The sequence below is a fragment of the Streptomyces sp. NBC_00872 genome (assembly GCF_045161915.1).
GTDB lineage: Bacteria > Actinomycetota > Actinomycetes > Streptomycetales > Streptomycetaceae > Streptomyces.
Genome location: NZ_CP108806.1, coordinates 3,802,762 through 3,815,922, shown reverse-complemented (window position 1 = coordinate 3,815,922; position 13,161 = coordinate 3,802,762). Strand labels below are relative to the sequence as shown.

Here is a 13,161-nt window from a genome sequence, read left to right as displayed (position 1 = left end):
GGAACGCTGACCGGGGCCGGTCCGTTCTCGAAAGGGTGCCCGACGAGAGCGAGAACGGGGGAGCGAGATGACAGCCGTCACCGGGGCAGTGTCCGGCGGGCCGGGCATGCCGGGTGCGCCCGGAGGTTCCGGCGTGCCCCCTGTGATCGAGACGCGCGGGCTCACCAAGCGCTTCCGCGGCGGGCAGCTCGCCGTCGACCGCCTCGATCTGACCGTTCCCGCCGGCAGTGTCTTCGGCTTCCTCGGCCCCAATGGATCGGGCAAGACCACCACCATCCGGATGCTGATGGGGCTGATCCAGCCGACGGCCGGCTCGGCCACGCTGCTCGGCCGCCCCATGCCACACGCGGCACGCGCGGTACTGCCCCAGGTGGGCGCGCTGATCGAGGGCCCCGCGCTGTACGGCTATCTGACCGGCCGGGACAATCTCGTACGGTACGACTCGGCGGACCCGACGGCCGATCCCCGCACCCGCCGCGCCCGGGTGGCCGAGGCCCTGGACCGGGTCGGGCTGACCGCCGCCGCGGGCAAGAAGGCCAAGGTGTACTCCCTCGGTATGAAACAGCGGCTCGGGCTCGCCGCCGCCCTGCTGCAACGGCGCCGGCTGCTGGTGCTCGACGAACCCACGAACGGGCTCGATCCGCAGGGCATGCGGGAGATCAGGGCCCTGGTGCGGGAGCTGGCGGCCGACGGCACGACGGTCTTCCTCTCCTCGCATCTCCTCGACGAGATCGAGCAACTGTGCACGCACGCCGCCGTGATGGCCCAGGGGCGGCTGATCACTCAGGGGACGGTCGCCGAGCTGGCGGCCGGGACCCGGGGCAGACTGGCCGTCACCACCCCCGACCCCGGCGAGGCCGCCCGGGTGCTGAAGGGGCTCGGGGTGGCCGATGTGACCGTGGCGGGCGACCGGGTGAGCGGGGAGCTGCCCACGGGCGAGGGAGAGCCGGTGGACCCGGCGGACCTCAATGCCGCGCTGGTACGGGCCGGGGTGCGGGTGCGCTCCTTCGGTATCGAGCGCGTCTCGCTGGAGGACGCCTTTGTCGCGCTGACCGGGGAGGGCTTCGATGTCGCCGGCTGAGGGCGGGACGGGCCCCGGTGCGGGCGCGGGCACCATGCCCGGGACGGGGCCCGGCCCCGGGACCGGACCTGGGACCGGTGCGGGTGCGGGTGCCGGGACGGTGGACGCGCTGGGTGGGCCGCCGGAGGAGTTCCGGGTCCGAGGGCCCCGGCTGTGGTGGGCGTTCGGACTGTTCCGCTCCGAGCTGACCACCACGTTCCGGCGCTGGCGCACCCTCGCGCTGCTGGGTGTGCTGGCGGCCGTCCCCGTTCTCATCGGTATCGCAGTGAAGATCCAGACGAGCGACGGCGGAGGCATGGGAGGTGGCGGCCCGGAGGGCGGCCCCGCCTTCCTCACCCAGATCACCAACAACGGACTGTTCCTGGTCTTCGCCGCACTCGCCGCCACCCTGCCCGTCTTCCTTCCGATGGCGGTCGGAGTCATAGCGGGGGACGCGATCGCGGGCGAGGCAAGCGGCGGCACCCTGCGCTATCTCCTGGTCGCACCGGCCGGCCGGACCCGGCTGCTGCTCGCCAAGTACGCCTCCACGATGGCCTTCTGTCTGGTCGCCACCCTGGTCGTGGCGGCCTCGGCACTCGCCGTCGGCGCGCTGCTCTTCCCGTTGGGCGAGGTCACCACGATCTCGGGCACCCGTATCTCCTTCGGGGACGGTCTGATACGGGCCCTGCTGATCGCCGTGATCGTGGCCGCCTCGCTGATCGGACTCGCGGCGCTGGGCCTGTTCGTCTCCACTCTGACGAGCAGCGGGATCGCGGCGATGGCGGCGACGGTGGGGCTGCTGGTCACGGTGCAGATCCTGGACACGATCCCGCAGTTGCACGCGATACAGCCGTATCTCTTCCCGCACTACTGGCTGTCGTTCGCGGATCTGCTGCGTGAGCCGGTCTACTGGGACGAGATCGTCAGGAACCTCGGTCTCCAGGCGCTGTACGCGGCCGTGTTCGGCTCGGCTGCCTGGGCGCGGTTCACGGCGAAGGACATCACGGCCTGACGCCCTGAGCCGACGAGACAGGGCCGGGACGGCTGTCTGCCTGGGCGCGGTGGCACGTGCGCCCAGGCAGACGAAGGTGGTGCGGAAGTGCGTCAGAAGGTGTCAGCGAGCGTCAGCGGGCCTCAGAAGGTGAGCCGCCAGCTGTCGATGTATCCCGTGTCCTGGGCCGCCACGTCCTGGACCCGGAGCCTCCAGAGCCCGCTGGCCACCTCACTCGACGCGTTCACCGTGTAGGTGGCGATCACATTGTCCGCCGAGTCGCTGCCGCTGGAGTTCTTCAGGCGGTAGGCCGTGCCGCTCGGGCCGATCAGATCGATGACCACGTCACCGCGCCAGGTGTGCTTGATGTCCACGCCCACCCTGAGCGTCGGGGGAGCGTTGCCCGCGATGCCCGTGACGTTCAGCGACGAGGTGATGGCGGCGCCGTTGTCCGGGATGGTGACGTCCGTGAGGGTCTCGAAGACCGTACCGGTGGGCGGCGGGACGGTGGCGGCCGACAGCGTCCAGACCGCGTAGGCGACGGCGTCGCTGTTGCGGTCGAGCGCGGTGTCGTTGATGTTCGCCGTCGTGTCGCAGGAGGAGTGGTAGCAGCGGTCGAAGGCCTGCCCCGAGGTGCCGCCCCACTTCTGTGCCTGGGCCGCGGTCTTGGTGTAGTCGGCGCCGCTGAAGAGCCCGCCGACCGGGACGCCCACATTCGCGAACGGAGCGTGGTCGGAGCGGCCGTCGCCCTCGGTCTCGATCTCGGTGGGGACACCGAGGCCCGCGTAGTAGTCCTTGAAGGTCTGCTCGATCGTCGGATCGTCGTCGTAGACGAAGTACCCGGGGTTCGGGGAGCCGATCATGTCGAAGTTCAGATAGCCGCTGATCTTCGCGCGGTCGGCGGTCGGGAGGTTGGTGACGTAGTACCTGGACCCGACCAGACCCAGCTCCTCGGCGCCCCACCAGGCGAAGCGGAGATGCTTGGCGGGCTGGAGCTGAGCGCGGGAGACGGCGAGCGCGGTCTCCAGAATGGCCGAGGAACCCGAACCGTTGTCGTTCATGCCGGCGCCCGAGGTGACCGAGTCGAGGTGCGAGCCGGACATGATGACCTGATTCGGATCACCGCCCGGCCAGTCGGCTATCAGGTTGTAGCCGGTGGCGCCGCTGGAGGTGAACTGCTGGACGGTGGTGGTGAATCCCGCCGCGTCCAGCTTGCCCTTCACGTAGTTGACGGACGCCAGATAACCGGGGCGGCCGTGGGCGCGGTTGCCGCCGTTGGCGGCGGCGATCGACGAGAGCTGGGTGAGATGCGCTTTGACGTTGGCGAGCGGGATGTCGGGGGCCGCGAGGACGGCCGCCGGCGCGGACTGCGCGGGTCTGGGAGAGGCGACGGGGGCCGCGGTCGCACTTGGCGCCGTGGTGGCGAGCAGTCCGGCGAGGGCCAGCCCGACGGGCAGGGCGACTCTGGCCGATATCGTGGGAATGGCGCGTATGGCCGGTATTCGGCGCACTCCGGGAACGGAGAGTTTCATGTGGGGGCTCCGGATTCCGTACGGGGACAGGGACGGAACGTGCAAGACGCCCCACGGCGACTGCGGCGCGGGGCGTTGGAGCTGTTGGTGCGCTGTGCGTGCTGAATGGTGAGTGAGAGCTTGACTTACCGTCAAGAGCGCAAATCGGTCATGGGTGTTCGCTGAGCGGACCACGGAAGCCGGGAAGACGGGCGGATTCCGCCGGGCGAGCGGGTGAAGGTCTCCGAGGAAACCGGTGCGGACGAGGGCCCTCAGGGGACCTGGTGGATGTAGAGAGCGCCGCAGGCGTGGCAGAGAGGCCGGCCGGCGGATGTGCCCCACGCGTCCGCGGACTGGGTGAGAGCGTCCTCGTCCAGATCCCGTCCGCACAGCGCGGTCGATTCGTCCACCCGCGTCATATGCCAGATTTCCAGCCGGGGGTACCGGTCGTGGGGCGACGAGCCGTCCGCGTACTCCGCGCGCATTTCGTACCGCATGCCTTGTCTCCTGACCGGTGTGACGATCCGGGGCACCGGTCCAGCGGTGCGTGGGACGGGTGGAACAGAACCAGCAATGTCCGCGTCGACAGGTGCCCGCACGCCGCCGTCGCACGAATGGGCGCCGATGAATCGATTCTGCGGTCAGCCGTTCGGAGGTGTGGCCGTGCCTTGACCGCGATGGACTCGATGACCACCGTGCGGGTGAAGTGCGTCACAGGCGCGTTACGCCGGATTCGAACCGTTTCCGCCGGAGCCGCTTTTGGGTCATGGACGGCGTTCGGTTTCTGTCGGATCAAGTGAACCGTGTGACCGGATGCGACCGTGACCGGCCGTCCTTATGGCGATATCGATTCCGACGAGTGATTAGGCCGATGGTCATTCTCGCGCGCTCCGGCGCGTGATCGGCGACGGTATGGTCATGTGCTAGTGGGTCACTCTATTGCCGGGCAACTGCCGGAAGGTGTTCGTTCGTTTACCGCGTATGACGTCACCGAATTCGCATTCTTGGCCCATTAGTTGGAGCTTGGGCGCCGCCGCCGCAGCCGTCGGCGTGGCCGGGTCCTCGGCGAACGCGGAGCGGGGTGGTGACGCGGCAGCGCCGGTCCGTGGCGCCCGCCTGGTGGAACCGGACCAGTGCGCGGATCTGCTGGACGACTTCATGCGCGTCATGGACCGCATCGAGGACGGATTCCACCGCCATATCGGTATGCCGGCGCCCCGGGCCGCCGCTCTCGGTTCGGACAGCGGGCCGGGACAGGTGTGCCATGCATGATCACGCTGATTTCCATGATCCGCACTACATTCGCTTCGCCGAGGCCAGGGAGCCCTATGGAACGGACCTCTCGGAAGGGAACGGTTCTCCACAGGAGCCCGGCGGTTATCCGGATCCCGGCGCCTATATGGAATCCGGCGGGTACCCGGACCGCCCCGACGCCTATCCGGAGTCCGGCCTTTATCAGGAGCCCGGTTTCGATCCGGTGCTGGACACGGTCAGTCTGGAGGAGGGGCTCGCGCAACTCCTGCGCGCGTCGGCCGCGGACGGCGTGCCCGGCGCCGCCGCCCCGCCCCCGATGGCCGTACCGCGCCCGCGCTCCCGCAACCGGCGCAAGCCCAAGGAGCCGCGGTGGCAGGCGGGCACCTGGGTGAGGGTGTTCAGCCTGCTGCTCTCCGCGCTGACGGCCGCCGCCGTCACGGTGATCAGTGCCCTGGGCGCGAGCGTCTCGTACCACCCGCTCGAAGAGATGGCGCTGACCGTTGCGCCGTCGGGGCTGGCCCGGTGGTGGCCGCTGCTGGTCTTCGGCCCCTGGCTGGTGGCGACCTTCTCCATCCTGCGCTCCGCGCTGCACCGCCGGAAGATCACCCATCCCTGGCTGATCCTGCTGCTTTTCTCCTCCGTCGCGGTGACCCTGTGCGTGAGCGCCGCCCCCAAGACCCTCCCCGGTATCGCGGTGGCCGCGCTGCCCCCCATCTCGGCCTGCGCGTGCCTTTATCAGTTCATCCGGCAGATCGCCCTGACCCGTTTTCCCGAGCCCCGCCATACCGCCACCGCTCATCGCTCCATGCCCCGACGGCGGCCCGTCGTCAAGAAGTGACCGGGGGAGCGGATACGGATGTCATTCGTACGCCGTGTTCATATGCCGTGTCCTAGTGAACGCAGAATTCATTGCCCTCGGGGTCGGCCATGATGGTCCACTGCCCGGAGGGTTCGTTCGTCTCGTGGAGCACCGTCGCGCCCAGCACCTTCAGCCGGCCGACCTCGGCGGTGCGTTGCCCGGGTCCGGAGTGCACATCCAGATGGAGCCGGTTCTTGGCGGTCTTCGCCTCCGGCACGCGCTGGAAAAGGATCCGTCGGCCGAGCCCGGTGCCGCTCTCCTCCTCGTACGGATCGCCCGGATGGCGGACGGCGACCAGATCCCGCCAGGCGAGCCTGCCGTGCGACTTCACGGTGTCGGTGTCCGCTGCGGCGCCGAGGCCCAGAAGCCGCTGGATCAGCGTGCTGTTGTCCTCGACGGCGTAGCCGAGCGTGGCGGCCCAGAAGTCGGCCTGGGCGTGCGGGTCGGCCGCGTCGATCACGAGTTTCCAGTGCAGGGGCGCGGGAGGGGGTGTGATGGCAGACATGTAGCCATTTATCGCGGTTACGTGATGATGTCCCCGACGGACACGGGCGGTTTGATCCTTCGTACGCCCGAACGCCGTGCGGAGCCGGCTCGCCGCCGCGGTCAGGTCGCGGGCTCGTGGCGGCCCGCGCCCGGCGACGACTGCGAGGGCGCCGGTTCCGAGGCCAAGGGCGCCGGTTCCGACGGCGACGGAGCCGGAACCGGCGCGGCTGCGGCCGCCGCCGCGGCGGCCGCAGCCAGCCGCAGCGCCAGTGCCTGCCCCCTCGTACGCCGGGCGTTGCGCAGCGCGTCCCAGGTCAGGATCGCCAGCGCCAGCCAGACCAGTGAGAAGCCTGCCCACCGCTCCGGGGGCATCGCCTCGTGGAAATAGAGGACGCCCAGCAGGAACTGGAAGACCGGGGCCAGATACTGGAGCAGCCCCAGCGTCGACAGCGGCACCCGGATCGCCGCCGCGCCGAAGCAGACCAGCGGCAGGGCGGTGACCACGCCCGTCCCGGCGAGCAGGGCCATATGACCCGTCCCCTCGCTGCCGAATGTGGTCGAGCCGGACACGCCCAGCCACACCAGATAGCCGAGCGCGGGCAGGAAGAGGACCGCGGTCTCCGCCGCCAGTGACTCCAGACCGCCGATATTGATCTTCTTCTTGATCAGGCCGTATGTCGCGAACGAGAAGGCCAGCACCAGAGAGATCCACGGCGGCTGCCCGTAGCCGACGGCCAGGACCAGCACGGCGGCGAAGGCGATGAAGACCGCCGTCCACTGCGCGGGCCGCAGCCGTTCCTTGAGCAGCAGAACGCCCAGGGCGATCGTCACGAGCGGATTGATGAAATAGCCGAGAGCGGCTTCCACGACCCGGCCGGTGTTGACCGCCCAGATATAGAAACCCCAGTTGAGGGAGATGGTGACGGCGGCGACGGCGATGAGCCCCAGCTTTCGGGGCTGGCGTATCAGCTCGGTCATCCAGCCCCAGCGGCGCAGCGCCAGCAGCCAGATCGCGACCACGCCCAGCGACCAGACCATGCGGTGGGCGAGGATCTCCGTCGCGCCGGCCGGTTCGAGCAGTGGCCAGAAGAGCGGGACCAGCCCCCACATCCCGTAGGCGCCGACCCCGTACAGCAGTCCGCTCCGCTGCTCGCTGTCCGCCTTCACTGGCCCTCCCCGTCCGTCCCGCGCTGCCCTGTCCGCCCCGCGCCGTTCCGCCATGAAGGTAACGCCGGGCGGGGCCGCATGTCATTCCCGTACCGTCATACGGTCATGACGGTCCGGGGGCGGTACCGGGTCGGTACGGGGGGTGGTACGGGGCAGTGCTGGGCAGTGCGGGAGCGGTCACGGGGGCGCGGTACGGGGAGTGCCCCCGTGGCGTGCGGGTGCGGGTGTGAGCGGGCTGAGGGCGCGTCAGGCCTTGAGCGCCTCGGCGACCGTGTCGGCGAGCGGTGTCGTCGGGCGCCCGGCCAGCCGTGCCAGATCACCGGTCGTACGGGCGAGCAGACCCCGCGCGATCGCGTGGTCCACGTCCACGAGGATCGCCGCGAACGGCTCGGGCACTCCGGCGCCGGTGAGGATCTCCAGCCGCGTCGCGCCCGGCACGTCGCTGTACGTGATCGTCCTGCCGGTCTGCCGTGACAGCTCGGCCGCGTACTCGGCGAACGACCACGCCGTGTCGCCGCTCAGCTCGTACACCGCGTTCAGATGGCCGTCGCCGGTCAGTACGGCGGCGGCCGCCGCCGCGTAGTCGGCGCGGGACGCGGAGGCGAGACGGCCCTCGCCCGCGTTGGCGACGACGGTGCCGTGCTCCAGCACGGGGGCGAGGTTGTCGGTGTAGACCTCGGTGTACCAGCCGTTGCGCAGGAAGGTGTACGGCAGTCCCGATTCGAGGATCAGGCGCTCGGTCTCCTTGTGCTCGGCCGCCAGCTCGAAGTCGGCCTCGGGCCCGCCCAGCACGCCCGTGTACGCGAGCTGGGCCACGCCCGCCGCCCGCGCCGCGTCGATGACGGCGCTGTGCTGCGGTACGCGCCTGCCGACCTCGCTCCCGGAGATCAGCAGCACCCGGTCGCCCGCGTGGAACGCTCCCGCCAGCGTCTCGGGGCGGTTGTAGTCGGCGAGGCGCAGCTCGACACCGCGCGTCACGAGATCCGCCGCCTTCTCCTCGCTCCGCGCGACGGCGGCGATCCCGTCGGCCGGGACATCGGCGGCGAGCAGGGACTCGACGACCAGCCGGCCGAGATGTCCGGTGGCTCCGGTGACAACGATGCTCATGGGGGATTTCTCCAGTTCGTACGGTTTCGTAGCGCTCTGGAACTCACCCTACGGGCTGCACTAACCTGGGGTAAGTACCCACTTTGAAGTAAGGTACGGGTATGACCGTAAGCAGCGTGCCGGACGTCAACCGGCAGATGTGCCCCTCCCGGCTGGTCCTGGAACATGTCACGAGCCGCTGGGGTGTGCTCGTACTGGCCGCCCTGCTGGAGCGCTCGTACCGCTTCAGCGAGCTGCGGCGCGAGGTCGGCGGTGTCAGCGAGAAGATGCTCGCGCAGACGCTCAGGACCCTGGAGCGCGACGGCTTCGTCCATCGCGACGCCCGGCCCGTCATCCCGCCGCGCGTGGATTACACGCTGACCGGTCTGGGCAGGGAGGCCGCCGAGCAGGTCTGGGGGCTGGCCCGCTGGACCGAACGGCGGCTGGACGAGGTGTTCCGGGCCCGCGAGGCGTACGACAGGACCCGAGCCGCCGAGACGGACGACCCGGCCCCGGCTTCCGAGGCATACGACAAGGCCCGGATCTCCTAGAAGATCCGGGCCTCACGGCGCACGGCGCACTACGGCCGGCTACGGCTCAGCCGACGACGGTCCAGGTGTCGCCACCGGCGAGCACCGTGGACAGATCACCCTTGCCCTGCTGTTCGACGGCCAGGTCGAGCTGGTCCGACATCAAGGTGTCGTAGACCGGCCGCTCGACGCTGCGCAGTACCCCGATGGGCGTGTGGTGCAGGGTGTCCGGGTCCGCGAGACGCGACAGCGCGAACGCCGTGGTGGGGCTCGCCGCGTGCGCGTCATGGACGACGATCCGCGACTCGTTCTCGGGGGTGACGGCCACGACCTGGAGATCACCGGTCGCCGGGTCCCTGACCACACCCTTGGAGCCCTCGGCGCCGAAGCGGATCGGCTGCCCGTGCTCCAGCCGGATCACGGCCTCTTCCGCCCGCTGCTTGTCCTTCAGGACCTCGAAGGCGCCGTCGTTGAAGATGTTGCAGTTCTGGTAGATCTCCACCAGCGCCGTGCCCGGGTGGTCGGCGGCCTGCCGCAGTACCTCGGTGAGGTGCTTGCGGTCGGAGTCGACCGTACGGGCCACGAACGAAGCCTCCGCGCCGATCGCCAGCGACACCGGGTTGAAGGGCGCGTCGAGCGAGCCCATCGGGGTCGACTTGGTGATCTTCCCGAGCTCGGAGGTGGGGGAGTACTGGCCCTTGGTCAGCCCGTAGATCCGGTTGTTGAACAGCAGGATCTTGAGATTGACGTTCCTGCGCAGCGCGTGGATCAGGTGGTTGCCGCCGATGGAGAGCGCGTCCCCGTCGCCCGTGACGACCCAGACCGACAGATCGCGGCGCGAGGTGGCCAGACCGGTGGCGATCGCGGGGGCGCGGCCGTGGATGGAGTGCATCCCGTACGTATTCATGTAGTACGGGAAGCGGGAGGAGCAGCCGATGCCCGAGACGAAGACGATGTTCTCCTTGGCCAGGCCCAGTTCGGGCATGAAGCCCTGGACCGCGGCCAGTACCGCGTAGTCACCGCAGCCGGGGCACCAGCGGACCTCCTGGTCCGACTTGAAGTCCTTCATGGACTGCTTGGCCGCGGCCTTGGGGACCAGCGTCAGCAACTCGTTGGCGTCAGACATGGATGGCCTCCTTGAGAGCCGTGGCGAGCTGCTCGGCCTTGAACGGCATGCCGTTGACCTGGTTGTACGAGTGCGCGTCCACCAGATATCTCGCCCTCAGCAGGGTGGCGAGCTGCCCGAGGTTCATCTCCGGCACCACGACCTTGTCGTAACGCGCGAGGATCTCCCCGAGATTGCGCGGGAAGGGGTTGATATGGCGCAGATGGGCCTGGGCGATGGGCGTCCCGCCCCTGCGCAGCCGGCGGACGGCGGCGGTGATCGGGCCGTAGGTGGAGCCCCAGCCCAGCACCAGGGTGCGGGCGCCGTCCGGGTCGTCGACGGTCACATCGGGCACCTGGATACCGTCGATCTTGGCCTGACGGGTGCGCACCATGAGGTCGTGGTTGGCCGGGTCGTACGAGATATTGCCCGTGCCGTCCTGCTTCTCGATCCCGCCGATACGGTGTTCGAGACCGGGGGTGCCGGGCACCGCCCAGGGGCGGGCCAGGGTCTGCGGGTCGCGCTTGTACGGCCAGAACACCTCGGTGCCGTCGGCCAGTTGATGGTTCGGTCCGGTGGCGAACCGCACCCGCAGATCGGGGAGTTCCTCGGTCTCGGGGATCCGCCAGGGCTCCGAGCCGTTGGCCAGATAGCCGTCGGAGAGCAGGAAGACCGGGGTGCGGTAGGTCAGCGCGATCCTGGCCGCTTCGAGCGCGGCGTCGAAGCAGTCCGCCGGCGTCCGCGGCGCGATCACCGGGACGGGGGCCTCGCCGTTGCGCCCGTACATCGCCTGGAGCAGATCCGCCTGCTCCGTCTTGGTCGGCAGCCCGGTGGAGGGGCCGCCCCGCTGGATGGCGACGACCAGCAGCGGCAGCTCCAGCGAGACCGCGAGACCGATCGTCTCCGACTTGAGCGCCACACCGGGGCCCGAGGTGGTGGTGACGCCGAGCGAGCCGCCGAAGGAGGCACCGAGCGCGGCGCCGATGGCGGCGATCTCGTCCTCGGCCTGGAAGGTCCGTACGCCGAAGTTCTTGTGCCGGGACAGCTCGTGCAGGATGTCCGAGGCGGGGGTGATCGGGTACGAGCCCAGATAGAGCGGCACCTCCGCCTGGTGGGAGGCGGCGATCAGTCCGTACGACAGGGCCAGGTTCCCGGAGATGTTGCGGTACGTACCGGCCGGGAACGCGGAGTCGGCCGGGGCGACCTCGTAACTGACCGCGAAGTCCTCGGTGGTCTCGCCGAAGTTCCACCCCGCGCGGAACGCCGTCACGTTCGCCTCGGCGATCTGCGGCTTCTTGGCGAACTTGGAGCGCAGGAACCGCTCGGTGCCCTCCGTCGGCCGGTTGTACATCCACGACAGCAGTCCGAGCGCGAACATGTTCTTCGAGCGCTCGGCCTCCTTGCGGGAGAGCCCGAAGTCCTTGAGCGCCTCGATCGTCAGCGTCGTCAGCGGCACCGGGTGGACCTGATAGCCGTCGAGTGAGCCGTCCTCCAGCGGTGAGGTCAGATAACCGACCTTGGCCATCGGGCGCTTGGTGAACTCGTCGGTGTTCACGATGATTTCCGCGCCCCGCGGCACATCGCCGATATTCGCCTTCAGGGCCGCCGGGTTCATGGCGACCAGTACGTTCGGCGCGTCGCCCGGGGTGAGGATGTCGTGGTCGGCGAAGTGGAGTTGGAACGAGGAGACACCCGGCAGCGTCCCGGCGGGCGCCCGGATCTCGGCGGGGAAGTTCGGCAGCGTCGACAGGTCGTTCCCGAACGACGCCGTCTCCGAGGTGAAGCGGTCACCCGTGAGCTGCATCCCGTCCCCGGAGTCGCCCGCGAAGCGGATGATGACCCGGTCCAGACGGCGGATCTCCTTCTCGCCCGTGCCTTCTCGGCCCTCGGAGCCGGACAGAGAGACGTGCTGTTCACCGACGGCGGGCACACTCTTGCCCGCGTCGTCGGCCTCATCGGCATGCTCTGCTGGGCTACTGACCTGGCTGGTCACTGAACTGGACCTCCCTCGAGGCGGCGGCTCGGGACCGACCGGCCGCCGGCAGTCCCACAGGCCACCCTACGTCGGTAAGGGTCGCCTTCCCTGGACCGATCGTATGATGGACCTCGGTCTGAGATGAATCGGTGTACCGGTTTGTCACGGTTTCCCGCCCCCGTATCGGTCCGTTGTCGTCGCTCGGTTCTCATCCTTTGGTATTAAGTCCTGCTCGGGCCTGGCGGGCCTGGCCGAGGGTTTCCGCGCCGCCGCACATCTGACGGGACGGCAGCGGAACGGGTACGGCGCCGGTCGTTTCCTGGCGGCGCGGTGAGCTTTCCCGGGTCAGTTCCTCAGATAGGTCAGTACGGCCAGGACCCGGCGGTGATCTCCGTCACTGGGGGAGAGCCCCAGCTTCTGGAAGATATTGCTGACGTGCTTCTCGACCGCGCCGTCGCTCACGACGAGCTGCTTGGCGATCGCCGAGTTCGTCCGCCCCTCGGCCATCAGACCGAGGACCTCCCTCTCACGAGGGGTGAGCCCCGCGAGCACGTCCTGCTTCCGGCTCCGGCCCAGAAGCTGCGCCACCACCTCCGGGTCCAGCGCGGTGCCGCCCCTGGCCACCCGTACGACGGCGTCGACGAACTCCCGGACCTCGGCCACCCGGTCCTTGAGCAGATAGCCCACGCCCCGGCTGCTGCCGGCCAGCAGCTCGGTCGCGTACTGCTCCTCGACATACTGCGAGAGCACCAGCACCCCGACCCCCGGATGCTCCCGGCGCAGCCGCACCGCCGCCCGTACCCCCTCGTCGGTGTGGGTCGGCGGCATCCGTACGTCCGCGACCACCACATCCGGCAGGGCGTCCTGGTCCGCCAGCTCGCCGACGGTCTTGATCAGCGCCTCCCCGTCACCGACACCGGCGACCACGTCATGCCCGCGGTCGGTCAGCAGCCGGGTCAGGCCCTCCCGAAGCAGCACCGAGTCCTCGGCGATGACCACCCGCACCCTGTCCTCCACGACCTTGCAGCCCCCACTGTCGAATTACGTCACTGTCCATATCCGTCCGGGCCGGCCCGGCACGCGTCCCAGCATCGCAGTATTCGGATCGGTCCGCGTCCGCCTGTGGAAAACCGGACA

General features: G+C 69.5%; 13 protein-coding genes. 5 read left to right on the top strand and 8 right to left on the bottom strand.

The genetic code is table 11. The features are described 5' to 3' along the window. Positions 1–106: 106 nt before the first annotated feature. Both OG214_RS16280 and OG214_RS16275 read left to right on the top strand, forming a co-directional pair. Positions 107–1,081 (top strand): ATP-binding cassette domain-containing protein, encoded by a 975-nt coding sequence (locus tag OG214_RS16280; RefSeq protein WP_405987522.1) that lies wholly within the window; start codon positions 107–109, stop codon positions 1,079–1,081. Continuing rightward, positions 1,068–2,072, top strand: a complete 1,005-nt coding sequence (locus tag OG214_RS16275) for an ABC transporter permease (protein WP_405985131.1) — start codon at positions 1,068–1,070, stop codon at positions 2,070–2,072. The genes OG214_RS16280 and OG214_RS16275 overlap by 14 nt, the downstream gene beginning before the upstream one ends. Before the next feature lie 122 nt (positions 2,073–2,194). On the opposite strand, the gene OG214_RS16270 is transcribed toward OG214_RS16275, so the two are convergent. Both OG214_RS16270 and OG214_RS16265 read right to left on the bottom strand, forming a co-directional pair. Further along, entirely contained in the window at positions 2,195–3,583 is a 1,389-nt protein-coding gene (locus OG214_RS16270) for a M28 family metallopeptidase (protein WP_405985130.1), read from the bottom strand. A 251-nt stretch (positions 3,584–3,834) separates the two neighbouring features. Then, on the bottom strand, positions 3,835–4,059 hold the full coding sequence (locus OG214_RS16265) for a hypothetical protein (RefSeq protein ID WP_405985129.1): 225 nt from the start codon (positions 4,057–4,059) through the stop codon (positions 3,835–3,837). 526 nt (positions 4,060–4,585) lie between these two features. Between OG214_RS16265 and OG214_RS16260 the strand changes: the two genes are divergently transcribed. Together OG214_RS16260 and OG214_RS16255 are read left to right on the top strand one after the other, a co-directional pair. Next, positions 4,586–4,834 carry a hypothetical protein gene (locus tag OG214_RS16260; RefSeq protein ID WP_363079067.1) on the top strand — a complete coding sequence of 83 codons (249 nt, stop codon included), beginning with the start codon at positions 4,586–4,588 and terminating at the stop codon, positions 4,832–4,834. Further along, positions 4,827–5,654: a DUF2637 domain-containing protein gene (locus OG214_RS16255; RefSeq protein ID WP_405985128.1), complete on the top strand. Its 828-nt coding sequence runs from the start codon at positions 4,827–4,829 to the stop codon at positions 5,652–5,654. Before OG214_RS16260 ends, OG214_RS16255 begins: the two co-directional genes overlap by 8 nt. Positions 5,655–5,706: 52 nt before the next feature. Here the strand turns inward: OG214_RS16255 and OG214_RS16250 are convergent, their stop codons facing one another. The 3 genes from OG214_RS16250 to OG214_RS16240 all read right to left on the bottom strand — a co-directional run bounded on the left by OG214_RS16250 (position 5,707) and on the right by OG214_RS16240 (position 8,435). After that, on the bottom strand, positions 5,707–6,180 hold the full coding sequence (locus OG214_RS16250; protein WP_363079065.1) for a VOC family protein: 474 nt from the start codon (positions 6,178–6,180) through the stop codon (positions 5,707–5,709). A gap of 101 nt (positions 6,181–6,281) precedes the next feature. Continuing rightward, the gene (gene rarD, locus OG214_RS16245; RefSeq protein ID WP_405985127.1) at positions 6,282–7,328 is read right to left on the bottom strand and encodes an EamA family transporter RarD; all 1,047 of its coding nucleotides are present in this window, start codon (positions 7,326–7,328) and stop codon (positions 6,282–6,284) included. Between the two features lie 246 nt (positions 7,329–7,574). Beyond that, positions 7,575–8,435: an SDR family oxidoreductase gene (locus tag OG214_RS16240; protein WP_405985126.1), complete on the bottom strand. Its 861-nt coding sequence runs from the start codon at positions 8,433–8,435 to the stop codon at positions 7,575–7,577. A 101-nt stretch (positions 8,436–8,536) separates the two neighbouring features. Between OG214_RS16240 and OG214_RS16235 the strand changes: the two genes are divergently transcribed. Further along, positions 8,537–8,965 (top strand): helix-turn-helix domain-containing protein, encoded by a 429-nt coding sequence (locus tag OG214_RS16235; RefSeq protein ID WP_363084740.1) that lies wholly within the window; start codon positions 8,537–8,539, stop codon positions 8,963–8,965. 46 nt (positions 8,966–9,011) lie between these two features. Here OG214_RS16235 and OG214_RS16230 read toward each other — a convergent pair whose 3' ends face one another. The 3 genes from OG214_RS16230 to OG214_RS16220 form a co-directional block, all read right to left on the bottom strand. Continuing rightward, entirely contained in the window at positions 9,012–10,070 is a 1,059-nt protein-coding gene (locus OG214_RS16230) for a 2-oxoacid:ferredoxin oxidoreductase subunit beta (protein WP_363084741.1), read from the bottom strand. After that, the gene (locus OG214_RS16225; RefSeq protein WP_363084742.1) at positions 10,063–12,042 is read right to left on the bottom strand and encodes a 2-oxoacid:acceptor oxidoreductase subunit alpha; all 1,980 of its coding nucleotides are present in this window, start codon (positions 12,040–12,042) and stop codon (positions 10,063–10,065) included. The genes OG214_RS16230 and OG214_RS16225 overlap by 8 nt, the downstream gene beginning before the upstream one ends. A gap of 327 nt (positions 12,043–12,369) precedes the next feature. Continuing rightward, the gene (locus tag OG214_RS16220; protein ID WP_363084745.1) at positions 12,370–13,029 is read right to left on the bottom strand and encodes a response regulator transcription factor; all 660 of its coding nucleotides are present in this window, start codon (positions 13,027–13,029) and stop codon (positions 12,370–12,372) included. Positions 13,030–13,161 lie beyond the last annotated feature (132 nt).